The sequence below is a fragment of the Paenibacillus phytohabitans genome, assembly GCF_013141775.1.
GTDB lineage: Bacteria > Bacillota > Bacilli > Paenibacillales > Paenibacillaceae > Paenibacillus_AQ > Paenibacillus_AQ phytohabitans.
On record NZ_WHOB01000069.1, the window covers coordinates 549158 to 575679 of the forward strand.

Sequence of the window (26522 nt, forward strand, 5' to 3'; positions counted from 1 at the left end):
AGGTCTTTCAGAGCCAGGCGGTCAACAATCCTGATATAGATCACACAAAAGATGAAATAGATCATCTACCGGAATTTGCAGCGAGTGTACTGTGATACAAAAGGGGGGAGCATCATGTATAAAATTCTCGTGGTAGACGATGAGCCGAGAGTGAGTGCGGGGATCAAGAACTTCCTGCTCGCTTCGGACATGAACATCACTTATGTTGAAACGGCAATCAATGGGTTCGAAGCGATTGATTATTTGCGGATGGACCGCTTTGATCTGGTGCTGACCGATATACAGATGGGCCGGATGAGCGGAATTGAATTAATGGAGAATATCTATATGGAGCAGTGGAATGTCCCGGTGATTGTCATTTCCGCCCATGAGAAGTTTGATTTCGCCAAAAAGTCGCTCCGGCTGGGGGCTAAGGATTATCTGGTCAAGCCGGTAGAGCGAGCAGAGCTGCTGCGGGTAGTCCGCAAAGCGTTAACCCAGAAAGAGCTTCCGGGGAAGAGCCTTGAGGCGGACAGCAGGCCGATACAGGACCAGTCCAGGCGTAATGAGTGGCTGATGGAGCTGGTTACAGAGCGGAATCTGACCCGGAAGGATATTGAAGATGTGACCAGTGAACTGGGAGAGCTATTACAAGGACAATTCTTCGGCGTGATCTCCAGCCGCATTGATTATAGCCAGGCCGGCTTCAGCCAACAGAAGGTCACTCTGCATGACCGCAAATTATTGAAATATGCGGCGATCAATATTATGAATGAAACCTTAATGGAGTGGAATGGTTTGACCTTCAACGGCTTCGGCCATTCCATCATCAGCATTATCCAGTTATCTGCCGAAGAAATGGGCGATCCCCAGGTTAGAGTACACTCGCAGATCCATATGATCGGGCAGATGATCGCCATGAATATGAAGCAGTATCTGAATGTGGAGGCAACGATCGGCCTCAGCACTTTGGGCGGAGATGTATTAATGCTCCCCAGGCTGATGGAAGAAGCAGACACTGCGGCGGAGTGGACCAAAGTCCATCCCGGACAAAGAGTCTTCTATTATCACGATATAGCCGTGCAGGATAATCTGAGTATGGTCGTCTGGATGAGCAAGGTCAGTGAATTCATGGAGCAGATGAAATCAGCGGTAGAATCCGCAGGGTACGTGAATCCGCAAAACATCCTTGGCCAGCTGCCGGTGTCTGAACAGTCACAGGAGGTCACGAACAGCTATTGCGGGATGCTGATCTACCGGATTTACGGGCTGCTGGTCGAATACGGGCAGGGGAACGGGGTCTCCCTCTATGATTTCAACCCGGATATGGTGTTCCAGGGACTTAGCGGACAGCAGAAGCTGGAACGGCTGCACCGGTACATTGAAGATTCGGTTGCTTTTTTGCAGCAGCTCTCGAAGGCCAGAGATCAGAATGTGATCTCGCGGATTACCAGCTACATCCAGAAGAATTACCGTAATCCGGCGCTGAAAATCCAGGATATTTCCGAGGAGGTTCATTTCAGCGCAGCTCATCTGGGTTATATTTTCAAACGTGATATGAAAACAAACCTCTGGGATTATGTGACGGCACTAAGGATGGAAGAGGCCCGCCGGCTGATGATTACCACGGACAAGAAACGGTATGAAATCGCCTTTGCGGTAGGGTATGAGTCGCCTGAGCACTTCAGCCGGATGTTCAAGAGAATGCTGGGGCTCACACCGGCAGAATTCCGCAAGCAAGCCAGAGGAGGGAACCGGACTGAAGCTGAAACTGAAACTGAAGCATAAAGTCACCCTGGCATTCCTCGTATTGATTGTCCTCCCCTTTATAGTAGTAGGCTGGATTTCAGCTTATGTGGCTGTAGATACCATCAAGGAAGAAGTCGGCAGTACAACACTCCAGCTGGTTAAACAAAATCATGTGACGATCGACAAAACCATATCCGCGATCAATGACAGGACGGTCACACTGCTGGATAATCACTTTTTCAGTAATCCGGCGGGGTATAGCTTCTGGACCGGAATTGACACGCTGAATGAAATCCAGCAGGCCGATAATATTCTGGAGAGCTGGTCTACCGGAGGCACAGAATATGCAATTTATATGAGAAATATTGAGCGTAGAGATACGCCTTTTGATCTTTCCCATAAGACAAAGGGATTCAAGTATTTGGATAATGATGCGGGCGGATTACCTGACGCTATGGTAAGCAACATGGATGACAGCGGAGGCGGAGCACTGCGCATTACGCATGCAGAGACCGGTGAGCAAACGATCTCGTTCATGCGCAGTATTCTCAATCCCCGGGACTATAATGAGGCCATCGGCCTGCTGGTGGTCAACAAGGTAGAGGTGCTTTTAACCCGGGATATGGTATCTGTTGAGGTGCCGTCTGCTGCCGGTATCTTTTTATTCAACGACAAGGATGAGCTGTTAATGTCCGCAGGTTCAGGCAGCATTTCACTGGCCGAGATTGACAAGAATATCGGACCTGCGGGGCCTTATGGCTTCACCTTCGCTGAAGAAGGCGGGGAAGAGTGGCTCTATGCCTATTCGGACAGCCCGAAATTCCACACCAGATTATTGTACAAAATCCCCTTAGCGTCCATTACCGGTAAACAAATCTGGCTGCAAAATATGCTCGTCATAATCTCCGTCGTTTTTTTAGCATTTGTCCTCACGTTCGTGCTCTATTTAGTACGGCTTGTCGTTAAGCCCGTAGTGAAGCTCGTCTCGGTTATGAAAATATATGAACCCGGCAAAACGCTGTCATGGACAGAGGAGCCGCTCAGGCATGATGAATTCGGCATTCTATATGGATCATTTGTGAAAATGACCAAAAGGCTGGATTATTCGATTGAAGAAAATTATGTGATGCAGCTGAAACAGAAAGAGTATGAGCTGCTGATGCTTCAATCCCAGATCACCCCCCATTATCTGTACAATACTCTGGATTCGATTTACTGGTACGCGCTGGATAGCGGAAATACCGAGGTTGGCGAAATGGTCCGTGACTTGTCCATGCTGCTGCGTATCGGCCTCAGTAAAGGCCGGAAAATGATTACAGCCGGGGAAGAGCTGGAGCATGCCCAGGCCTATACACGGCTGCAAGAGAAACGTTACCCTGACACCTTTGAGGTCTGCTGGCAGATCGATGAAACATTGAGCGGCTATGAAACTCCCAAAGTCATTATTCAGCCTCTGATCGAAAATGCCATTATTCATGGCGTGCGCGGAATGGATGGGGAAGGAGAAATACGGGTATCTGCAGTTCAAAGTGAAGATACCCTCCGCTTCATCGTAGAGGACAACGGGCATCTGCCTGTAGATCCGGATGAACTCTCTGCCATCATGCAGGAAGAGCATAGTCCGAAGGGATATGGCATTAGAAATGTGCACCAGCGGATCCAGCTCCATTACGGGGAGGCGTATGGTTTGACCTATGAACGAAGCGATGAGGGGTGGACACGGGCAATCATCACCCTGCCTTTGCGCAAGCCCCCCGAATGAGGTACTACCGGCTATGGGCGTTTAAAAGATCACGTTTTTACGGGAATGCATCATCGTAGCCGTGTAGAGATGGTTCTATAATAAGTCCATGAAAGGAGTAATGGACATGACTAGAGCCACTGGATTCTCAAGATTTATCCATGCCATGTGGAAGTACAAGGCGCTGACACTAATGATGCTGCCGGCCGTTCTTGTCCTTCTGGCGCACAGCTATCTGCCGATGTTCGGTATATTCATTGCGTTCAAGAATGTGAATTACATTGACGGAATTTGGGGGAGTCCATGGGTAGGATTTGATAACTTCAAATTCCTGTTCTCCTCGGGAGATATGTGGAGAATTGTAAGAAACACGCTGCTGTACAGCTTGACCTTTATGATACTGAACCTAGTGCTGTCGGTATCTATCGCGGTGGCCATCAATGAGATCCGGCGGCGGTTTCTGGCAAAAGCTTACCAAAGCTTCATTATCCTGCCGCACTTCCTGTCGATGGTCGTGGTGAGTTATCTCGTATACGCTTTCCTGCAGCCGGATCATGGCTTCATTAATGCCACCGTCCTCAAAGCCTTCGGGCAGGATGCGGTGTTCTGGTATTCGGAGAAGGAATACTGGCCTTATATCCTGGTGTTCGTGAACGCCTGGAAGCATGCCGGCTTCGGTGCCGTTATCTACATTGCGGCGATCGCCGGAATTGACCCCGAATACTATGAGGCTGCACTTATCGACGGGGCTTCCAAGTGGAAGCAGATTACGAACATAACGATCCCTTTTATCCGGCCGGTCATTATCATTATGACGATTCTGTCGATGGGAAGTATCTTCAGTTCAGACTTCGGGCTGTTCTTCCAGGTGCCCATGAACTCAGGGGCATTGTATCCGGTTACGGATACCGTGGATACGTATGTATACCGGGCCTTGATGCAATTAAATGATATCGGGATGTCCTCGGCCACGGCGCTTGTTCAATCGGTGGTTGGGTTCATCATGGTGATCGCAACCAATAGCGCGGTCAGACAAATTGACCGGGAACAGGCATTATTCTAAATAAAGGAGAACAATCATGGCCAACGACTCCGGCAGCCGCATCGGCGGAATTTCTGTAGCTTCCAGTTTAATTTTAAACATTGCTTTTGTAATCCTCTCATTAATCTGCTTTTTGCCTGTTCTGCTAGTCATTATTGTATCCTTCACAGACGGACAGTCCATTCTGACTCAAGGGTACAGCTTTGTTCCGGATAAATGGTCGTTGATTGCCTACGAATCCATCTTTAAGGATTTTCAGACGATTCTGTCGGGCTACCGGGTGAGCTTTACCATAACCATTCTTGGCACAGCGCTCAGTGTACTGCTCATGGCACTATATGCCTATCCCATTTCACGTGCGGATTATCCGTTCCGTAATGCATTTACGTTCTTTTTGTTCTTCACGATGTTGTTTAACGGCGGGATGGTCAGCAGATATTTAATCTATACTCAGGTGCTGCATATCAAGGACTCCTATATGGCGCTGATCCTGCCCATGCTGATTGTGCCATTCAATGTAATTATTATGCGGACCTTTTTCCAGACGACCATTCATCCTGCAGTGATTGAATCGGCAAGAATTGACGGTGCGGGTGAGCTTAGAATCTTCCTGCGGATCGTTCTGCCGCTCTCGTTGCCTGTCCTGGCGACCATGGCTTTGTTCAGTACAATCGGCTATTGGAACGACTGGTTCAATGCGCTGCTGTATATCAGCAGTGAGGACAAATATCCGCTCCAGTATTTGATGATGCGTGTCCTCAATGACGTGCAGTATCTGCGCAATAATGTGGAGCTGGCCGCCCAGAATCCAACGATGATGAAGAACCTGCCGAATGAATCCTTGCAGATGGCAATGGCCGTCATAGGAATGGGGCCGATCCTGATCGCGTACCCTTTCTTTCAGAAATATTTTGTCAAAGGCCTCACAGTAGGGGCTGTTAAGGGCTAAAGCAGCGGTGGAGCCGGCAAGCAGCCTATTCTGCCTGCCGTTCTATATATAAGCTTAATCATTTAGGGAGGGTTAATATGAAAAAGTTAAAAGGGCGCAAACCGCTATTCACAGCGATTATTCTGGTTCTTGCGTTATCCTTGCAGGCATGCTCTGGCGGTAATAACGGGGGTACTTCTGAACCGGCAGCATCAAAAGGCACGGAGAGCACGAGTACTGCGGCACCTGCTGACAGTCCGGAATCACTGAAGCCTTACGAGGTGTCGATTATCTACTTCGGTGCACCGCAGCGGGATGATGCGCTGGTGGAAGCCAAGCTCAGTGAATATTTCAAAGAGAAATTCAATGCCACTGTTGATCTTCAGCCGATCGCCTCCAGCGAATACAAGCAGAAGACCGAGCTGATGTTAAATGCCGGTGAGCCGATGGATCTTGTATTCACAGCCTCATGGCTTAATTTCTTCGGCAACGTCTCTAAGGGCGCCTTCCTGGATCTGGATGATCTGCTGGCCAAATACGGGCAGGGCATCTCGGAGAACCTGAACCCGATCTACCTGGAGGCTCCGCGCTACAAAGGGAAGCTGTATGGGATTCCCACAAACAAAGAGATTACCCAGGGCAAGGCCTACACTTACCGGAAAGATATAGTCGACAAATATAGTATCCCTATTGAGGATATTAAGACGATGTCAGACTTTGAACCCTGGTTCAAGCTGCTGAAGGAGAAAGAGCCGGAATTGATTCTGGATTTCATTAAGGAGTCGGGTGAAGGCATGATGTATGAGACCCGCTCGGACTTCCGCGTTATCGGGCCGACGCCTAACAAGATTCCTTTGTTCTTATATGACTATACGAATACAGATAACATCCAGATAAAATCGGTTATTGATCCGGAAATCTCATCGATTGCCAAAGCGGAATATGAGCTGAACCGCAGCTATTATGAGAAGGGCTACATCAATAGCGATGCAGCTACAACAACGACTGACATCGGTGATTTAAGAAAACAGGGTAAAATCTGGATGCAGCAGGCCGTCTGGAAGCCGGGGGCTGATATTGAACTGAAAATTGCCACCGACAATAAATATGATTTCGTCTCTAAGGTTATTGAAGAGCCTATTGTAACCACGGACCTTGCCGCCGGATCGATGTTCTCCATCTCCCGCACCTCCAAAGATCCTGAGCGGGCCATGATGGTATTAAATGCGCTGCATACTGATCCTTATGCCGTGAACCTGTTCGTTAACGGAATTGAAGGCACCCACTATAAGAAGATTAGCGAGAACCGCATCGAGCCGATTGCCGATTCCGGATATGGCACCAGCGCCCTGTTCTGGGTGATTGGTAATCAGCTCATCAATTATCTCAAGCCGGGTCAGCCTGATGATTTGTATTCAAGCTGGAAGGAATTCAACAATGAGGCCAAACGTTCACCGCTGTTAGGGTTCGTATTCGATGAGTCATCCGTCAAGAACGAGATTACTCAGCTTACCTCGGTCATTGGCGAATACCGGGCCGCAAGCACGGGGGCTATTCCTGACCCTGCCAAAATGCTTGAGGAAAGAAATGAGAAATTAAAGAAGGCTGGCATTGAGAAGGTCCAAACAGAATTGCAGACCCAAATTGATGCATGGAAAGCAGCTCAATAATTAACGCATTGAAGCATGGCAGGAGGTCTGTTGTTTCAGGGCGTCCTGCCATTTAACTGTACAAGAGAAAAGGAGACCATACACGATGGAGACTTGGATCAATGAGGCCTGGGATTATTCCCTGGGCAAATTAAGCACCACGCGCCACAGAATCGGAGCAACCTTCCCTAATGCCTCTTACGGCGGAAAATATGATGCGCGTGACCCCGATTGCTGGACCAACGGGTTCTGGCCCGGAATCCTGTGGCTGGCTTATCGGGCTACCGGCGATGAGGAATACCGGAGTATCGCCGAGAACTGTGAAGAACAGCTGGATGCGCCTCTTCAGGAATACGAACAGCTCCATCATGATAACGGATTCCTCTGGAGTCTGTCAGCGGTGGCCGACTACAAGCTCACCGGCAATATGCTGTCCAGAAGAAGAGGGCTGATCGCTGCCAGCCACTTAGCCAGCCGCTTTAATCTTAAAGGGCATTTCATCCGTGCCTGGCTGTATGAAGGCAGTGAAGGCCTGGCTATTATAGATTGCATGATGAATCTTGGCTTACTGTACTGGGCCAGCGAAGAGCTTAAGGACCCGCGGTACCGGCATATAGCCGCTGCACACTCTGAGATGGCGCTCCGCGAATTCATCCGTCAGGATGGCTCGGTGCACCATATCGTCCGCTTCGATCCCGGAACGGGAGAGCGGATAGAAGCGCTTGGCGGACAAGGGTATAGTCCGGATTCCGCCTGGTCCCGCGGATCGGCCTGGGCGATTTACGGATTCGCTATAGGGTACCGCTATACGCGCGACATCCGGTTTTTGGATGCGGCCAAAGCGGCTGCGGATTATTTCGCCGCACAATTGCCGGAGGATCTTGTGCCACCGTGGGATTTCCGGGCACCTGCCGAACAGCTATGGGCCAAAGATTCAACAGCTGCGGCCTGCGCAGCCAGCGGAATGCTGGAAATTGCCTTTCTGTTGGAAGGTGAAGAGGCAGCGCGCTACCGGAAGCTCGGCGCGGCAATAACGGAATCGCTGTTCCGTCATTACGCGCCGGAGGACCCGGCGGAAGAAGCGTTGATTACCCGGGGCACCGGCAGCTTCCCGTCCAATGCCGAAGTAGAGGTGCCTATCATCTACGGCGACTTTTTCTTTCTGGAAGCCTTGCTGAAGTTAAAGGGAGAGAGCGAAATCTTTTGGTAGAGGGAAGGCTTTACCGGCAATGAAGGAGGTACAACGTTGATGAGAAGAAGAGTGGATTATGTCGATCCGTTTATAGGTGTGGATGGAGAAAACAATTGCTTGTGCGGGCCTTATCTGCCGGGCAGCATCGTAAGGCTTGGCCCGGATACGCTGCCGCCGCAGCTATCCCACGGCTACGACAGTTCGAGGCCGATTAGCAGATTCAGTCATACGCATGTCAGCGGAACGGGGGGCGGAGGCCGTTACGGCAATGTAGGCTTCACCCCTTATACCGGCATGCAGCGGTTCCATATCGATCCTTACTTTAAGGAGAATGAGCAGGCCGAAGCAGGATATTACAGCGTGCAATTAATGCCCGCTGCCATACAGGCTGAATTGACCAGCACAGCGCGCACAGGCATCCACCGTTACAGCTTCAAGCCCGGGGACGCTGCCAACCTGCTGATTGATGCCGGGGCGGTAATTCAGGTAGGCGGAGATGAGCCGGGGAAGACTACCGGCGTCTCCACGGGCGGCTACCTTGAAGTGATATCGGAGTACGAGATTGCAGGCCGTTCCGACCTGCGCGGGGGCTGGGGGCATGAGTTCCCTTATTCCGTCTACTTCTATATCCGCTTCGATCAGCCGATGAAGAGCAGCCTGCTGGCGGACGCAGGCGGAGTGCGGCGCAGCCCGTCTGTAGATGGTCCGAATTGTAAGGCTTCCCTTAGCTTCGGTGACTGCAAAGTTCTGGTGGCGAAGACTGGTATTTCTTATGTAAGTGTCGGCAAGGCCAGAGCCAGTGTGGACCGGGAAGCGTCCGCCGGATTCGATGAAATCCGGCAAGCGGCCAGTAGCATCTGGGAGGATAAACTTAGCAGAGTCACGGTGGAAGGCGGAAGTGAGGAGCATACGCGGCTGTTCTATACCCTGATGACCCGGCTGTTCTGTATGCCGAGTGACTTGGGGGTAGACGATGAGAACTTCGCCTGGGAATCCGGGGTCCGGCATTTCACTGATCTGTATGCACTGTGGGACAGCGTCCGAAATGCCAACTCGTTGATTACACTGCTTGACCCGCAGCTTGAAGTGGATATCCTCAATTGTCTGCTGGATATCGCGGATCATACCGGCTGGCTGCCGGACGCCTGGATTATGGGACATAGCGCGATGATTCAAGGAGGAAGCTCCGCAGATGTGCTGTTCTGTGAAGCGGCGCTTAAGAAGCTGGAGGGAATCGACTATGCCAAAGCCCTGAAGCAAATGCGCAAGAATAATGAGGTTACGTCCCCGGACACCTGGCTCTATGGCCGTCACCTGAAGGATTACCATTCCCTGGGGTACTTGTCGACGGATGTGAAGAAGAACTGTGTATCCCGTCATATGGAGTATACCTATCAGGACTGGTGTATCGGCCGGTTGGCCGAGGTTCTTGGTCAAGAGGAGACGGCTGAGACGTACTATGCAAGCTCGGAGAAGCTATGGAACCTATGGCGGGAGGATCTCAAATGCTTCGCGCCCCGGCTTCCGGACGGGGAATGGGCAAGGTCCTTTGACCCCACATCCTGCCTGCCGGATTCATGGAATGATCCTTACTTCTACGAAGGAACCAGCCTGCAATGGTCGTTCAGCACGCATCATGACTTTCATGGACTGGTCGAACGGCATGGGGGGACAGAAGCTTTTATCAGGCATTTAGACCGTTTTTTTGACGGCGGATTCTATAACTCCAAAGAAACCATGCTGCATATTCCTTATTTATATATTTATGCGGGAAGACCCGACCGGGCGGCAGACCGGGTCCGGGAATGTCTGGAGACGTACTTCAGGGCTGAACGTGACGGACTGGGTGATAACGAAGATATGGGCTGCCAGAGTGCCTTTTTCATCTGTTCAGCTATGGGGTTGTACCCTTTGATGGGTCAGGACATCTATTTCCTCGTTCCACCGTTGTTCAATAAGGTAACCCTGCTGCTGGGAGCGAAGGAGACTCCCGTTCCTTTGACGATCGAGACTCAGGGTGAATGCAGCGGGTCCGGCAACCGGTATATCCTGTCTGCTTCCATCAACGGCAAGGAATTGAACCGTGCCTGGGTCCGCCATGAAGAAATCGCCGGAGGAGGCACGCTTCTGCTGGAGCTTGGTTCTGAAGCCGGAGAGTGGGGAAGCATGATTCCACCTTCCCCGCTCAAGGAGAGGGAACCGCGCACAATGGCATAAAGGGCAAACCGTTGGCTGAAGGAGAGAATGCGCATGCAGATTCTGAGAAACAAATGGCTGCAATATATCTCGGGAGATACGCTGAGTCATGAATCGCTGCAAAGTGTCAGGCATGATCAGGATAAGATGCTCGATCACCAGGAGTTGCTATGGGCTGATGTTCCTTATGCTGAGAACGCTTCGGATGTATTTGTGATCATTGGCCGTTTAAGAGGGATGGCGATTGCTCTGAGATCATCCAAAGGTCCCTACTATATGGACTCTGTATTAAGGCAGCAGGTGATTTATGGATTGAAATGGCTATATGCACAGAGATACAACGAAAGCTGCCATCCCTATGGAAACTGGTGGTATTGGGAGATTGGCGTGCCGATAGCTCTGCTGGAAACCCTGCTGCTCATGGAGGAGCTGCCGGATACAGAAATTGTAGAGCGGCTACTCCTCCCCATAGACAAATATGTCGGCGATCCGGCGTTTCATGCGCAGTGGTTCGTGGCTAAGGCTCCGCCGTCCACCGGAGCGAATCTGGTCTGGAAGTCTACGGCAGTTGCTCTTGCTGCCGTTATTCAGGGCGACGGGCAGAAGCTGTCCGCCTCCCTTAGTGCGCTGCTTCCGGTATTCAAGAATGTTAGCGAAGGGGACGGCTTCTATGAGGACGGCTCCTTTATTCAGCATGATAAATACGCGTACACCGGCGGATATGGGGTCTCACTGCTGCAGGATGTGGTCCGGCTGATGGTATGGCTGCATGATACCCCTTGGGAATTGCCGGGTGAAGCCCGCGATTTGACAGCCAAATGGATTGAGGATACATTTGTGCCCCTTATGTACCGGGGATCTATGCTGGATATGGCCAGCGGCAGGGAAATCTCGCGGGCGGATTCGCAGAATCATGAGTGCGGGCATTCGGTGATCACCTCCTGCTTACGCTTCTCGCGCATACTGGATGAAGCGGAGCAGGTACGGCTGCTCTCCAGAGCGAAAGGGTGGATTGTGGCTGACACGTACAAATTGTATTTAGCCGATGCACCGCCGGATACTGCCGCACAAGCCGGAGCTTTGCTGGACAATGAACTCGTGGAGCCTGCCCGGGAAGAGGCCTTCTGCAAGCTGTTTGCGCATATGGACCGGGCGGTGCTGCAGGGTCCGGGTTTTGCCTACTCCATCAGTATGTTCTCCAGCCGGATCTATAGCTATGAATCTATCAACAGAGAGAATTTGAAGGGCTGGTATACTTCGTATGGCATGGGCCAGCTGTATAATAGTGACTTGGGGCAATATGCCGATGCTTACTGGCCGACCGTTGATCCCTGCCGCCTGCCCGGAACTACAGTAACAAACAAGCGTCAGGAGGATGGGGCCGGGCAAGGCCGTTTAAGCACCAAGTCTTTTGTCGGCGGGGCCGTACTTCACAACCAGTATGGCGCCATCGCCATTGAATTGGAGGATGTGGTTAACGAGGCCGATGGATTGACAGCGCTCAAAAGCTGGTTTTTGCTCGGAAACCGTATCGTTGCCTTAGGTTCGGATATTAAGAGCCGTAATTCCGCCAGAGTAGAGACGGTCATCGATAACCGGAAATTGAAATCGTTGGGAGACCATGCGATTACAGCAGACGGAACAAGGATCTGCCGGAAGCCTGGATCTGGCGAGATAGAGACCCTTAACCCCAAATGGATTCATATGGCGGGCAGTGAGCGGGGAGCGGATGTGGGCTTCTTTTTTTCGGAACAATGCCGTGTACATGCCTTGCGTGAACCGCGCCAGGGGAGCTGGAAGGAAATCAACGATGCCGGTTCACCTGAGAAGATGGAACGGTTCTATCAGACGTTGTGGTTCGATCATGGAGAAGCCCCCACGGGGGATACCTATGCATACCTCCTCCTGCCTGGCTACAGCGAGGAAGAGACTGCTAGTTTCGCAGAGCAACCAAGGGTGAGAATCCTGGAATTGAATGCTCAGGTGCATGCGGTTGAAGATTCTGAACTGGGAATTACAGCAGCGCATTTCTGGAAGCCTGGCTGGTATACAAGCGGGGGAATTTCTTGCAGCAGCCAAGCCTCCATTGTGCTGCAAAGGAATCCGGCAGGCTGGAGCCTGGCCATAGCCGATCCGACACAAAGGCAGCGCAGTTTGATCGAAATCGGGATTGAATTCAATCACCCTGTTACCCGAGTGAAGAACAAGTCAGACCGGATAACGGTTGAACACAGTGAAACTGGCAAGGTGAGACTGTGGTTTGACCCGGATGGTGCCGGGGGATCCTCGTTTCATGTTGAGCTTGGGACCTAGCGAATCTATGAAATGAGGAACAACGTTGGCAGACTTGTCTGCGCAGACGGCTAGGAATAGTTGAATTTTCTCCACTTGCTCATGAATGGAGGAGTCTTAGACAAGCAATAGTTCGAAGATCAGGGGAGTGTACCGTCAGCAGAGTGAAGCGGACTCAAAAGCCCTTATTTCGCAGAAAAGCCCCTTTCTGGGGCTTAAGCGGACTGAGAATCCGCTAACTTGTTCATTTGGGCTTGAAAGGGGCTGCGGCAGCCCCATTAACGGAATCTGAGTCCGCTTAGCCAGAACAAATGGAAGATATGGGAAAATAGAGGATTTTCAGTCCGTTTGGTGGTTTGACTAGCTGATGATCCAAAATGAAAGGTATCCTTTCGAGATCGCTCGATATTTCATACCTTTTCTCGAATTCACGTAGTTTCTTTAGCGGCCATTCCATATCATACTATTAAATGTAAGCGCTTCATCATAGGCGAGATTACAGTTGGGAACGGAAGGATTATGGCTGGAAAACGAAGTGTTTGGATTACGAAAACGAAGCAAACGAAGCAATGAATGAAAAAAGGAGGATTATGGATGAGAAGAATGCTAATGAAAAGCTGCATGATTATGTTAATTCTGCTCCTGTCTGTCGGCAGCTTCGGAGGAATAACGGGTATGGAGCGTGCCCGCGCAGCGGATGAATTCGACGGAATGAGGGAGCACCGCAAGGTTATGCTGACGGGAGGAGCCTCCCTGAATACTGCGGATACTGATATAGCCGCTGCAATTACCAGGCTGACTACCGAAGCGAACGGCTATTGGCAGACAATGAATACTTCGCCCAGCCGTACCTATCTGTGGAGCGATAACCCTGGTATTGGGAATTCAATTCACATCCGGGTGACCTATGAACGTCTGTACACCATGGCGCTCGCTTATGCCACCACTGGTTCGGCGTTGTACCAGGATAGTCAGCTTGAGACCGACATCGTTGCTGCACTCGATTATATGTATGCAACCAGATACCATGAGGCGGTAACGACGACCGCCAGCGGAACCAGCAATTGGTGGGATTGGCAGATCGGCATACCGATGCAGCTGAACGATACAGCTGTGCTGATGTATGACTCCCTAAGTCCGGCTCAAATTACGAATTATATGAAAGCCGTAGAACGTTTCTCGCCAACCGTCACCTTAACAGGAGCCAACCGCTCGTGGAAAGCGATCGTTGTAGGCGTTCGGGGAATCCTCGTCAAAGATGGTGCCAAGATTGCCGCTGCGCGTGACGGGCTATCTTCGATTTTTAATTACACGGTTAGCGGAGACGGCTTCTATCGTGATGGTTCATTCATTCAGCATGGCAATATCCCCTATACCGGAGGGTATGGACTCAGCCTGCTGCTGGCTGTAAGCGATCTGATGGGAATGCTCCACGGTTCAACATGGCAGGTCACCGATCCTAACCAGTCCAATGTCTGGGATTGGGTATACAACACCTATCAGCCGCTGATGTACAAAGGCGCCATGATGGATATGGTTCGCGGCAGGGAAATCTCCAGAAATTACAGTCAGGATCATGACGCGGGACATACAGCAATGCAAGGTATCCTGCTGTTGTCCGGGATCGCGCCGCCCGCGCAAGCGGCTGACTTCAAGCAGATGCTTAAGGGCTGGATAATGTCGGATACCTTCAAGTCCTTTTATTCCAGTGCACCGATCCCATCCATCGTACTGGCCAAGAGCATAAACGCGGACCCGTTGATTGAGCCGGCGGAAGAGCTTAAGGTCTATAAGCAGTTCTCGGCGATGGACCGGGCAGTCCAGCACCGGCCTGACTATAGCATCGGACTTGCTATGTATTCGAAGCGCATCAGCAGCTTTGAAGCGATCAACAGCGAGAACGCCAAAGCCTGGTACACCTCAGCCGGGATGACCAGCTTGTATAACAGCGATCTCGGACAATACAGCAATGATTTCTGGCCAACCGTCGATAATTACCGCCTGCCGGGAACAACCGTGTTGTCCCAGACCCCGTCAAGCAGCCATACCAGTGCAAATACGTGGACCGGCGGCTCCGACATTCAGAACTTATACGGCAGCTCAGGTATGGATTTGCAGTATGCGGATCATACGCTTGGCGCCCGGAAATCCTGGTTCATGTTTGACGACGAAATCGTCTCCCTGGGTGCAGGCATCACCAGCACGGACAATATTGCCGTTGAAACTATCGTGGAGAACCGGAAGCTGAACACAGCGGGCAGTAATACACTCACTGTGAATGGCGAAGTACAGCCTTCAGCTTTGGGGTGGTCGGAAACCCTAGACCAGGTAGACTGGGCTCACCTGTCCGGCAGCACAGCTGGTGCCGATACCGGATATTATTTTCCACAGAATGTATCGCTTGCCGCCAAAAGAGAGGCCAGAACAGGAAACTGGAAGCAGATCAACCCACGTCCGGTAACCCCGTCCACGCCGATAACCCGCAATTATATGACCTTATGGCTGAATCATGGTGCGAATCCGGGTGGCGGGGAATATCAATATGTCCTGCTGCCGGGCAAGACGGCTGCTCAAGTGGCTGCTTATGCCGCTGCGCCTGATATTGAAGTGCTGTCAAACTCCTCCTCTGTTCAAGCGGTAAAAGAAACGAAACTGGGCATCATTGGGGCGAATTTCTGGGAAGATGGGGCCAGCTCCGTCGATCTGATCACAGTGAACAAGAAAGCGTCGGTCATGACCAGAGAAGCTGAAGAGGGCACTTTGGAACTATCGGTCAGCGATCCGACACAGTTAAATACCGGTGTTATTGAGGTTGAACTGGAGCGTTCGGCAAACGGATATACTGCGGACCCCGGAATTACCGTGACGCAGCTCAGCCCGACCATCAAATTAACAGTCAATGTCAACGCAGCCAAAGGCAAGACGTTCAAGGCCTCCTTTGTACCGGGCAGCGGTACGCCGCCAACCCTCCCTGGAGAAGAGGTTATTGTGGACAATAACGACACCACAGGTGTGCTAAAGACGGGAAGCTGGAAGACCTCTGCGGTTCAGACAGACCGGTACGGAATCAACTATGTACATGATGACAACAGCGGTAAAGGCAGCAAAAGTATTGCGTATACACCCGAGTTGCCCGTCACCGCCACTTATAGCGTCTATATGATGTGGCCGGAGCATTTTAACCGCTCCACTGCGATCCCAATTGAAGTCATTCATGCAGGCGGGACGGCAACACTTACCATAGACCAGACCTCAAACGGCGGGGTATGGAACTTAATCGGAACGTACACCTTCAATGCCGGCACCTCCGGCAGTGTGACGATCCGCAATAGCGGAACAAGCGGATATGTTGCTGCTGATGCGGTCAAATTTGTGCGTAACCCGTAATGGGCAGCTAAGTGAATAAAGGTTGCATCAAGAGACACTAACGGGAAAGGAGACTTTATTTGAATAAATCCGGCAGATGGGTGGGCAAAAGCTGGGCCACGCTTGGAGACAGCATCAGCGCGGCGGGTGGCTATCAGCCGCTGGTGTGTGCTGAAGTTTGTTTCGCAACAATGGTCAATCTCGCGGTCAGCGGTTGTTCTATGGCAGCAGGCGGAGACCGCGACTACGGGGCGACTGTGCATGCGGGTCGAGCCTTACAGGATATTCCTGACTGTGTTACAGTTTTTGCGGGAACCAATGATTTCAGGCTCGATAAGCCGCTGGGGAGCATTGAAGGGAGGGACATTCATACCTTTCGCGGTGCCTACGCCACATTGATTGAGGACCTGTTAACCCGCAGGCCGGATTCCCGTCTGAATCTATGGACTCCGCTTCAGCGGGATAAGGACGGGTGGGACAACACCGTCAGGAACGGCGCAGGCTTCCGCCTGGCGGAATACGCTGAAGCAATCCGCGGGCTTGGAGTCTATTACGCCTTACCCGTCCTTGATCTGTATGCTGAAAGCGGGATTACCCGGTTAACCCTGGATTATTTCACCCTTGACGGTCTTCACCCGAACGCGGCTGGCTTTCAGCGGATTGCAGGACTGGCTGTTCCTTTTCTGGAGCGGCTTTGAGCCGTATATAGATAACAGCACAGCATTGTCGGACAAGAACATATACGCACAGAAAGCCGCCGGATGGGCGGCTTTCTGCGCTTTTCAAAGAGGTTTAACTCAGGAATTCAAATGCAGCTGCCGGTATTCCGTTGGCGTCATACCATAGTATTTCTTGAAATTGCGCAGAAAGCTGGAGAAGTTGGTGTAGCCGACCTGCTCGGCAATATCATTCAGCTTCATGGGGGTTTCCAGCAGCAGCCGGTGGGCGGCCTTCATGCGTACTTCAATCAGATAGTCGACAAAATTGCTGAAGGTATATTCCTTGAACAGCTTGCTTAAATAATTGGGGCTGATGCTGAACCGGTCCGCCAAATAATTAACGGAAATGTCACTTTGGGAGTAGTGCTCTGTGATATAAGAGAGAACGTTTTCAATTAACTCGCTGCTTTTTTTCTTACTGCTCCGTTTCTCCTGCAGAGACTGAATCAGTTCGGTCATCAGCGAGCTTAGAACCATCCGCATCTCGTACAATGTCTCGCATTGCTGAAGACGGATGAACACCGCTTCATGCTCCGTCTGAAATTGTTCATTCAGGCTGGAGTCAGCTGCGGTCCGCAGCGCTTTCAGAATGACCTGCAGACAGAGCTGGACCATCATCTCTTTGGACAGATTGCATCGCGCTGCCCGTTTGAACAGCTCCTCCAGCACGATTCCGGTCTTCTCCGCGTTCACCTGCTTGACAGTTTCCTGCACAGCATCAACGGATTCGAAGACCTCAAGCAGCCTGCCGCTGTCCCATGCGCCAACGTCGTTTGAGGTGATGAGCGCATTATGACCCATAAGAATTTTACAGGAAATCAGCCCTGCCGACTCCAGATAAGATTTGCGGATGTCTTGAAAATGGTCATAATACTCCCCCATGCTGACGGAGATCGTCCGTCTGAACTGCACCTCAACATAAGCCATGAAATCCTCTCCGAATGATCTGGCTTCCATTGTATTTTCCGCACGTCCCGCATCCCTGAAGCTCAGAATCATTACCGCCTGATCATCGTTCATCTGAATCGCAGCCCCTTTGACCTTGTCCTGCCGGGAGCGGATCATCTCTTCAGCTACATTACATAGAGCGTACAGGTACAGATTCATGTCTCCAACCTTCTCAAGCATAGCCTTATTATCGAATTCAATGGTGAGGACGATATAATGCTGCGGATACAATTCAATGCCCACATGATTAAGCATAGGCTCAGCGGAGGCGAATTTCGTCCGGTTGCCGGTCAGAATATCGAACATAATCTGCAGCTTCAGCGCCGGAATGCTCTCGTGGAGCTTCTTTTCTGCATTGGAATATCCGGTGAATACCTGCTCTATTCTGTTATGCAGATCATTATAGGAGAGGGCTTGTGAAGATGTTAAGCTCTGGAAACCAGAGGGAGTGCGCACAGTAATCTCCTCCAGCCTTGCAATGAAAAACTCCATGGGAGCAAACCAGCGGTGATTGACGAAGCGGCTTGCGGAAACCGCGATGACAACCATCAGCAGGGCCATAGCGATCAGAATATAGCGCACTGTAAGCGAAAGCGTGCTGAGCTGCTGCTGGGATACGATGTAAATCAGCTTCCAGCCGGTATAAGCAGAGTTATCGTAGAATACGAGATTTTTCCCGGTGGCCGTTTTCTCTACCACGTACCCCCGCCCTTCGCGTGCAAGTACCCGGGAAGCGTAGCTGTTGTCCAGAATGCTCTGATGAATCAGCTTGGGGTCCTTATGGGACAGCACATTCCCGTTCCGGTCGACCAGAAATACATTGTAGCTGTCGCTGAATTGCAGATCGCCGAACATCTTCGAGATACTCTTTTCATTAATTCGCGTGACCATTACACCGCTTCTGTCTTTGGGTCCGGCGGTAAAAGGGTAATTGCGGACAAGCAGGAAATCGCTGCTCTCTGCTGCCGGAGGAGAGGCATTCCATTTGCCGGTCTTGCCGCTGCCGGTGAAGGACTTGATCCAGCCCATGGAAGGCGCTGATTCCAGCGGGTAATAGTCGGACGCAGAGAGGAGCTTGCCGCTTTTCTCCGAATACAGATAGATCGCCTTCATATTAAAATTGGCTGCGAGATTGTTGCCCAGCTGATCCTGGAGCATAGAGAGGCCCAGCAAATGCTGAGCAGAATCCGGACCGGAGTCCTCAAAAAAAGACCGGGTATCATTACTCCGCAGCAGATTGATGGTGGTTAAATCGATTTCCTGAAGTGTGCTGTCAACCCGTTTGCTGATCTGGCTCAGCACATTCTGATTCGAACCAATCACCTGCCTTTCTAACTGGCGGATAGAGCTAATATAGCTGATCGCCACTGTCATCAGGATAATCAGGATGAATAATGCGGTATACATGAGCTGTACTTTGGCTGAAATTCTTCTCTTCACTTGCTATCGCTCCTTAACCGGCGGATGTTCACTTCATTATATGACATAATGCAGCGGTAAGCGGGTGTCACTTTCCATTATGATGTAGCGTTATCTACAAATATCCGCCGCATAGCGGGAGATGAGAGTTCATTGTAGGTTCTGCAACTATTCAGTCTGCCGGATAGCCCGCTATAGTTAGGTGGAGGCCAGGCGCCAGGCTTCACCGTCTAAGCAAGACATGATCTGCCCAACATCACAAGTCCATTGGAGGTCAAAAGAATGTACAGAAACAGAAAGCTCACCCCCGCGCTTCTCGCGGTGCTGCTGTTAGGAACGGCGGCGTTGTCCGCATGCGGCAACAGTAACGGAAACGCCGGAACATCCGCAGGGCCATCCCCGGCCGCTGCCTCACAGGCACCAAGCGCAGATCCCTATGCTTCGCTGCCCAAGGAGATATCCGGTTCCATTTATGACAGGGGGCAGGTGGCAACGGGAGAAGGCTCTTATGAAGAGAACCGGTGGACAAAGTATATCAATGAGAATTCCGGAGTGAAGGTCAATTGGGTGCCGATTCCGCGCAATCAGGAGGCGGATAAATTCAATGTTCTGATTGCTTCCGATCAGGCGCCGGATATGATGACTACCTTCAACCGCGATTTTATTGTCCGCTGGGCCGATGAAGGAGCCATTCAGCCGCTGGATGAGTATATCGACAAGTACAGCACCAGCTACAAAAAATATCTGCAGGAGCATCCCGAGCTGAAGCCGTACCTGACGCTGGATGACGGTAAAATCTATGCCATCGCCAGCATGCGACCTGCCCGTGCCAATACCGCTATCTTCATCCGGCAGGACTGGCTGGATAAACTCGGACTGGCTATGCCGACTTCGGTGGATGAGCTGGTGGTGGTCGCCAAAGCCTTCCGTGACAATGACCCTGACGGCAACGGTGCGGCCGATACCATTCCAATGGCGATGTCAACGGCCTATACGGCGATTACTGACGACTGGTATATGGCGCGCAGTGCGGCCTGGTTCGTGGAGGACGGAAAGCTCACCCAGAGCTTCTTCACCGAACGGTATAAAGACGCGCTTGCTTTCCGCCAGCTTGCTTACCATGAGAGTCTCGTTGACAAGGAATTTGCGACAGATAAGGAATTTTCGCGGCAGAAGCAGCTGTGGACCACGGGTCGCTCCGGCATCTATTTCAGTAACCTGAACATGGACAATACCATTACCGAGCTGCGGAAAAATAATCCGGAGGCCACACTGGCCGCAGTTCCGCCTCTGTCCACGAAATATGGAACGAATGGCTATGAGGTCGAAGTCCCTAACCATCTGCTGACTGCTTTTAACAAAAACATGAAAAATCCGCAGGCTGCGATGGAATTTATCGACTGGATGCTGGATTCAGGCTGGGAGCCGCTGACCTATGGAACTGAAGGCGTACATTATCAGTTGAAGGACAGCATTCCGGTCACAACCGATTTTGACAAATGGAAGACAGAGGTCGGCTATGCTTCGGAATACCGGCTGGTTCAGCAGGAGCAGCAGACGCCGGAATATTTGGTTACCCGGGCAGGGGACAGCAAGGATGATCAGGATATGGCTGCCCTCAAAAGTACGATTATTAAAAACAGTGAGACCTATACCTTCCGCAAGGATCTGCCATATATCCCGCCAGTTGCGGAATACGCCTCCATCGCCGGCCAGTTTGAAACCAAATGGAAGGAAATCAACACCCGTATGGCGATGAGCAATCAGACACCGGATGAAGCTGTCGAAGAGCTGCGCCAAGCCTGGAACAGTCTGGACGGAGACAGTGTAACCGCTAAGGTTCAGGCCTGGTACGATGCGAACAAAGACAAGCTGAAGTAAACCATACGGTTCTTGGATATAAGGGAGCTGCGGAATGTACCCTATTCCAGGCTCCCGGAATTTATAGAGGAGTGAGAAAGAGCTATATGCCAAAAACATTGCACCAGCCCTCCGGTCCGGCGGCCATACGCTCCAAAGGCCTGAACAAGCCGGGGCGGGGCCTGTTATTTTATCTCTACCGGGACCGTTATCTGTACTTGTTCCTTATTCCGGCCATGTCCTATTTCTTCCTGTTCAAATTTGTCACCCTGTACGGCGAGCTGATCGCCTTCAAGGATTTCCGTCTGCTGGACGGGGTTTGGGGCAGTCCCTGGGTGGGGCTTAAGCATTTTCATACCTTGTTTGGAAGCTCAGACTTCTGGAATGTGCTGCGCAACACCCTGCTGCTGAATTTATACAATCTTGTTTTTGCCTTCCCGGCTCCGATCCTGCTGGCCCTGCTGCTGAATGAGCTGCGGGTGAACTGGTTCAAGCGGGCTGTGCAGAACATGCTGTATTTGCCTTTTTTCATCTCATGGGTAGTTCTGGCGGGGATCATAGTCTCCTTGCTGTCACCTTCCACCGGAGTAGTGAACGCGGCCCTGCGCCTGTTCGGGATTGATCCGGTTTACTTCATGACCAGCACCTTATGGTGGCCTGTGGTGTTCATTGTCTCCACCATCTGGCAGAGCGCGGGCTGGGGTACGATTATCTATATGGCCGCCATCTCATCTATTGACCCCGGCTTATACGAAGCGGCCAAAATCGACGGAGCCACCAAGCTGCGCCAGATCTGGCATATTACGCTGCCGGGTATCCGCGGAACCATTGGTGTCCTGCTGGTTCTGCAGATGGGGAAGATGATGGATGTGGGCTTCGAGCATATCTTTAATCTGCAGAATGCCGCTGTCTTCAGTGTATCCGATGTCATCAGCACGTTCGTGTACCGCACAGGGCTGCAGAACGCGCAATACAGTCTGGCAACGGCTGTCGGATTATTTCAGGCGCTGATCGGGCTGATTCTGGTGCTGACGGTCAACAAAATTGTGAAAAAGCTGGGAGAAGGCGGATTATGGTAAACCGACTGAAAAGTATGCCGCTGTATTTGTTTCTGGCCCTGTGTGCGTTCATAACGGTGTTTCCGATTCTGAATATTCTGGCGATGTCGCTGAGCAGCAGCCGGGCGATCATCTCGGGTGAAGTGGTATTGTGGCCGGTAGAAATTACCGTTCAGGCCTATAAACAGCTGTTCATCGACGGGCAGCTGCTCATCGCTCTCAAGAATACAGTGATCATCACAGCCGTAGGTACTGTACTCCAGATGATTGCAACTACGCTGGCCGCATATACGCTTTCGAAGCGGAGATTGAAAGGACGACAGATCTTTACGTTTATGGTGATGTTCAGCATGCTGTTCGGCACCGGGCTGATCCCGCTGTTCCTGCTGGTTAAGCAGCTGCACCTGATCAATACCTTCTGGGCGATCTGGCTGCCCGGGCTGGTAAGTGCTTACAATCTGTTTGTGATGAAATCATTTTTTGAAGGCCTGCCGGCCGAGCTGGAAGAATCAGCGACGATTGACGGCGCAACGGATCTGACGGTGTTCTTCAAGCTGACGCTGCCTTTATCCAAGCCTATCTTGGCTGCGATTTCGCTGTTCTATGCGGTTGCTCTGTGGAACACGTATTCCAACGCCTTATATTTCATCAGCAAATCGCAGCTGCTGCCTGTAACGGTCAAGCTCTACCAGATGCTGCAGACGCCGATTGATTCCCTGCTTGCAGGCGGGGATTCCTCCCAATACATCCAGCCGGAGGGGCTGAAGGCCGCGGCGATCATCATAACGGTGCTGCCAATCCTCTGCGTTTATCCTTTTTTGCAAAAGCATTTTATCAAAGGGGTTCTGCTGGGCTCGGTGAAGGGCTGAAGTGCAGAATTCCATTACCGGAGGGAACACATGAAGGTGACTACAAACTATACACTCGGTTCATTTGCATTTGATTTACGGAAAAGCCTGGCACCCCCGGAGCATCTATGGGTGAGCAGCGGTTATAGTACTGCGGCGCCGTCCGGGCGAACGGTCAGCGGCGTTAAGGGCTGCTATTCGCCGCCTTATGCCGCCAAGGATCTGGCCGTTAAACTTCATATAACAGCGGACGGACATCCTGTCCGGGATAACGGAGACTTAGGCAAAGGGGACTGTGGCGTACTGTATGCGAAGGGCGTATGGCAGCCCGATCAGATCAAAAGACAAGGAACATACCATCATCTGGTGGACGGAAACCTGTTATCACTGGCGGTGTCCAGTGAATTGACGCCTCTGGCGGATACCCATGGATTCCTCCTGACTCAGCGGATCAAGAACCGCAGTCTTAGAACGGTAACGGTTGCTGTTCTACCGGAGCTGGTGCCGGGAAGCCCGGCCATGGTTCCGCTGGACGATTGGGACTATGGAGCACCGCTGACCTCTGCCGGTCCTGCGCTGCAGATTGAGGAAGGAATCTGGGAGAATGAACAGGTCCGCATTACCCTGCTTCGTGAAGGAGATCAGAAGCGAAGCCTTGGAGAAGGGGAGGAGGCCGTGTTCCGGCTGGCTGCGGTTCTGACCTCTGCCGGACAAGAGTTCCAAAGGGAAGAAGGGCAAACCCTGGAAGAGATGGCCCGGCAGACAACCGTTGTCTGGGAACGCCGGCTTGAGGAAGCCTGCCGTGAATTGCCGGTGCTTCAATCGGATATTCCGGGTCTGGAAGACTATTACCGCCGCTCATTGATCAGCGGGATGGTCTGTCTGTGGGAGAACCCGGAATTCGCTATTCAGCCTTTTCCCGCCGTCTCCGGCCTGGAAGGTGCAGGAATCTGCTGTTATCCATGGGATGCGGGGGGATACGGTGCAAGAACGCTGGCGCTGATGCTGGGGAAGGACAAAGCAGCAGAGCTCGCGGGACTAATGGCGGCCAGCGGTATTGAACGGCACTCCCGGTTTGCTCCCAGCGGACAAGGCGCCCATGTGCCCTACTCGTATAGCTTATGGTCCTTTCTGAACTTTGCCTGGTCTATCTTTGTACTGCACGGAGAAGGGGCAGAACTGTTCCCGACCATGCGGACACTGGCCTTATATGACGATAGCCGGTTGCCGGAGTGGAATGAGCTGCTGGATTACGGCCTTCAACCGAACCTGCTGGAAATGCGGGGTGCAGGCTATGAACATATCGTAGCCAGTCCGAATGCCGAGCGGGCCTGGAGTTATGACCGCTTGGCCGATCTGGCGCAGCATCTGGATCTGGCGGCGGATCAGCCCGCACAGGAATGGCGGGACAAGGCGGAGCGTATCCGCCAGTCGATCCGCACCCATCTGTGGGATGAGGACAAAGCCTGGTTCAAGGCCATTTATCCCGAAGGCCATGCGGAATGGATCTATTCGATTCAATATTATGACGCGCTGCGCTTCGGTGCCTGCACCGAGGAGATGAAGCAGGGAATGTTCGCACAGGTTAGGGATGGGGCATTTCTCGGCAAATACGGCGTAAGCAGTATCTCGGCCGAAGATGAGCTCCATTATGAGCAGAATGATCCGGACTGGTCGGGAGGCGGGGCGTATACCGGGGATGGGCCGATGCTGGCGCTGACATTGTGGGAATCCGGACGCGATGAGCTGGCCTGGGATACACTGAAGCGCCACTTCTGGATGGGGCAGCATCTGCCGTATTATCCGCAGGAGCATTACTGTGACCGCCCGGCTGTACCCGTGCATAAGCGGGCGAATGTGGTCGCAGGCTTGGCCGGCGCGGAAGCAATACTGTTTGGCCTGGCCGGTCTCGATCCCCGCCTGGACGGCAGCTTATGGATTCATCCCCGCCCGCCCGCTGAAGGAAGGGTCTCTCTTTCCGGTTTCGCTTTCCGGGGGCATATCATTGATGTGCGGATGAACCCGGAATGGTGCGAAATCATCTGCGATGACAAGGTAATCTACAGCGGTGTCCCCAGCCTCCGTGAGGTTGTTCAGTCCCCCGGAAGCCTGAGGAATTGAAGAGAGAGAAGGGAGCGGACGCTATGAAGGGAAACTGGAATTTCGAGCTTGTGGTGGTAGGAGCAGGAGTCGGCGGGATCAGCGCAGCCCTGGCTGCTGCGAGGTTGTTCCGGCGGGTGCTGCTGATTGAGGCGGGGCCTGAAGTCGGCGGCACCGGCGTCTTCTCCAGCGTCTCGCTGATCTGCAAATTCCGCGACAGTATGGGACGCCCGGTTACAAGCGGCATTCACCGCGAGCTGTTCCCGGCGGCGTATACCCATTACAACGAACAGCGGGTGCCGACCTATGATGAGCAGTCTCTGAAGTCCACCTATCAGCAGCTCCTGGAAGCTGAGCCAACGCTAACTGTGTGGACCGGGTGCTCGGTGAATGAGGTTGATGTGGAGAAGGGTCGGATTCAGCGACTTCACCTTCAGGGCAATCAGGCTGGAACGGTTGCCGCAGAGGTATTTCTGGATGCCACGGCGGACGGTAATCTGTCCGCAATGGCAGGGATGCAGTACGAAATCGGCCGTGAAGGTGACGGCAAGCTGCAATCAGCCACCGCCACCTTTCGTGTGAGCGGCTTCGATCCCTTGAAGCTGAAGAATCCGGATATCCAGACCTGGCCGGCGATCCATTCCCTGCGGCTTGAGCTGCTGCCGTATTATCAGGAGCTTAAGGACAAGGGGGAGACCGCTAATCCAAGGCAGAGCATCACCTGCTTTCCTTATCCGGACGGCAAGTCGCTGCTCTTCAACTCCACCTCTGTGCTGGGAGTGGACCCTACCCGTCCGGATTCAGTAAGCCTGGGCATGGAGGAGGGTACCCGGCAAGCCAATGAACTGTTCGGGGCCATCTGCGGGCATCCGGCATTCCGGCAGGCCAGGCTGGATTATATCGCGCCGCGACTCGGTGTCAGGGAAGGCCGGCGGATCACTGGTGAGTATGTCCTGACAGCCGAAGATTGCCTGAACAACCGGCATTTCGGGGATATGATTGCAGCTTGCGCCTACTCACTGGACATTCACAGCCCGGATGGAGGAGCGACCCGGCTGGAGCGCATTCCCGGGGAGGGATATTATCATCTTCCTTATCGTTCCCTGATCCCCGTGGGCTGCTCCAATCTCCTGCTCGCCTCCCGCTGCATCAGCGGAACCCATGAGGCGCACAGCTCTTACCGGATCATGGCGTCGGTCAGCGCCATCGGTGAAGCGGCGGGGATTGCTGCCTCGCTGGCCGTGATTCAGGGGAAGGCGGATGTAAGGGAGGTGATGCCTGCACATATCCGTTATGTGCTGCAGCTGCGGGGGCAATTCACAGAAGGTGAAGTGGAGCGGATTCCGCTTCCGGCCAGTCCGCATCAGGAACAGCCTGTATCATTGGAACCGAACTTCAAGTCAAGTCATGACTGACCATTCAGAAGGGAGGAATAC

16 protein-coding genes are annotated in these 26522 nt (G+C 52.2%); 15 read left to right on the plus strand and 1 reads right to left on the minus strand.

Going from position 1 to position 26522, the window contains the following annotated elements; translation table 11 throughout:
- The first annotated feature begins 114 nt into the window (after positions 1–114).
- The 10 genes from GC101_RS25765 (at position 115) to GC101_RS25805 (ending at position 16832) form a co-directional block, all read left to right on the plus strand.
- Entirely contained in the window at positions 115–1767 is a 1653-nt protein-coding gene (locus GC101_RS25765; RefSeq protein ID WP_171719605.1) for a response regulator transcription factor, read from the plus strand.
- Complete coding sequence (locus GC101_RS36290) at positions 1655–3490, plus strand: sensor histidine kinase (RefSeq protein WP_246354511.1); 1836 nt, start codon at positions 1655–1657, stop codon at positions 3488–3490. Before GC101_RS25765 ends, GC101_RS36290 begins: the two co-directional genes overlap by 113 nt.
- A 106-nt stretch (positions 3491–3596) precedes the next feature.
- Positions 3597–4532 (plus strand): ABC transporter permease, encoded by a 936-nt coding sequence (locus GC101_RS25770; protein WP_216626735.1) that lies wholly within the window; start codon positions 3597–3599, stop codon positions 4530–4532.
- Between the two features lie 16 nt (positions 4533–4548).
- Positions 4549–5460 (plus strand): carbohydrate ABC transporter permease, encoded by a 912-nt coding sequence (locus GC101_RS25775; RefSeq protein ID WP_042137408.1) that lies wholly within the window; start codon positions 4549–4551, stop codon positions 5458–5460.
- Between the two features lie 77 nt (positions 5461–5537).
- Positions 5538–7109: an ABC transporter substrate-binding protein gene (locus tag GC101_RS25780; RefSeq protein WP_171719606.1), complete on the plus strand. Its 1572-nt coding sequence runs from the start codon at positions 5538–5540 to the stop codon at positions 7107–7109.
- Positions 7110–7194: 85 nt separating this feature from the next.
- A complete protein-coding gene (locus tag GC101_RS25785; protein WP_171719607.1) occupies positions 7195–8298 on the plus strand; it encodes a glycoside hydrolase family 88 protein in 1104 nt (367 codons plus the stop codon).
- Positions 8299–8337: 39 nt separating this feature from the next.
- On the plus strand, positions 8338–10497 hold the full coding sequence (locus GC101_RS25790) for a GH92 family glycosyl hydrolase (protein WP_246354512.1): 2160 nt from the start codon (positions 8338–8340) through the stop codon (positions 10495–10497).
- A 33-nt stretch (positions 10498–10530) separates the two neighbouring features.
- On the plus strand, positions 10531–12789 hold the full coding sequence (locus tag GC101_RS25795) for a polysaccharide lyase 8 family protein (protein WP_171719609.1): 2259 nt from the start codon (positions 10531–10533) through the stop codon (positions 12787–12789).
- A 573-nt stretch (positions 12790–13362) separates the two neighbouring features.
- Positions 13363–16155 (plus strand): polysaccharide lyase family 8 super-sandwich domain-containing protein, encoded by a 2793-nt coding sequence (locus tag GC101_RS25800; protein WP_171719610.1) that lies wholly within the window; start codon positions 13363–13365, stop codon positions 16153–16155.
- Positions 16156–16214: 59 nt separating this feature from the next.
- On the plus strand, positions 16215–16832 hold the full coding sequence (locus tag GC101_RS25805) for an SGNH/GDSL hydrolase family protein (protein ID WP_171719611.1): 618 nt from the start codon (positions 16215–16217) through the stop codon (positions 16830–16832).
- Positions 16833–16931: 99 nt separating this feature from the next.
- On the opposite strand, the gene GC101_RS25810 is transcribed toward GC101_RS25805, so the two are convergent.
- On the minus strand, positions 16932–19241 hold the full coding sequence (locus GC101_RS25810; RefSeq protein ID WP_171719612.1) for a helix-turn-helix domain-containing protein: 2310 nt from the start codon (positions 19239–19241) through the stop codon (positions 16932–16934).
- A 261-nt stretch (positions 19242–19502) separates the two neighbouring features.
- Between GC101_RS25810 and GC101_RS25815 the strand changes: the two genes are divergently transcribed.
- The 5 genes from GC101_RS25815 (at position 19503) to GC101_RS25835 (ending at position 26501) form a co-directional block, all read left to right on the plus strand.
- Positions 19503–21101, plus strand: coding sequence for an extracellular solute-binding protein (locus GC101_RS25815; protein WP_171719613.1), 1599 nt, complete (start codon positions 19503–19505; stop codon positions 21099–21101).
- Between the two features lie 86 nt (positions 21102–21187).
- Positions 21188–22159 carry an ABC transporter permease gene (locus GC101_RS25820; RefSeq protein WP_171719614.1) on the plus strand — a complete coding sequence of 324 codons (972 nt, stop codon included), beginning with the start codon at positions 21188–21190 and terminating at the stop codon, positions 22157–22159.
- Positions 22153–23007 carry a carbohydrate ABC transporter permease gene (locus GC101_RS25825; protein WP_039292182.1) on the plus strand — a complete coding sequence of 285 codons (855 nt, stop codon included), beginning with the start codon at positions 22153–22155 and terminating at the stop codon, positions 23005–23007. The genes GC101_RS25820 and GC101_RS25825 overlap by 7 nt, the downstream gene beginning before the upstream one ends.
- A 30-nt stretch (positions 23008–23037) precedes the next feature.
- On the plus strand, positions 23038–25107 hold the full coding sequence (locus GC101_RS25830) for an MGH1-like glycoside hydrolase domain-containing protein (RefSeq protein ID WP_171719615.1): 2070 nt from the start codon (positions 23038–23040) through the stop codon (positions 25105–25107).
- Between the two features lie 23 nt (positions 25108–25130).
- The gene (locus GC101_RS25835) at positions 25131–26501 is read left to right on the plus strand and encodes an FAD-dependent oxidoreductase (RefSeq protein ID WP_171719616.1); all 1371 of its coding nucleotides are present in this window, start codon (positions 25131–25133) and stop codon (positions 26499–26501) included.
- The last annotated feature ends 21 nt before the right edge of the window (positions 26502–26522 follow it).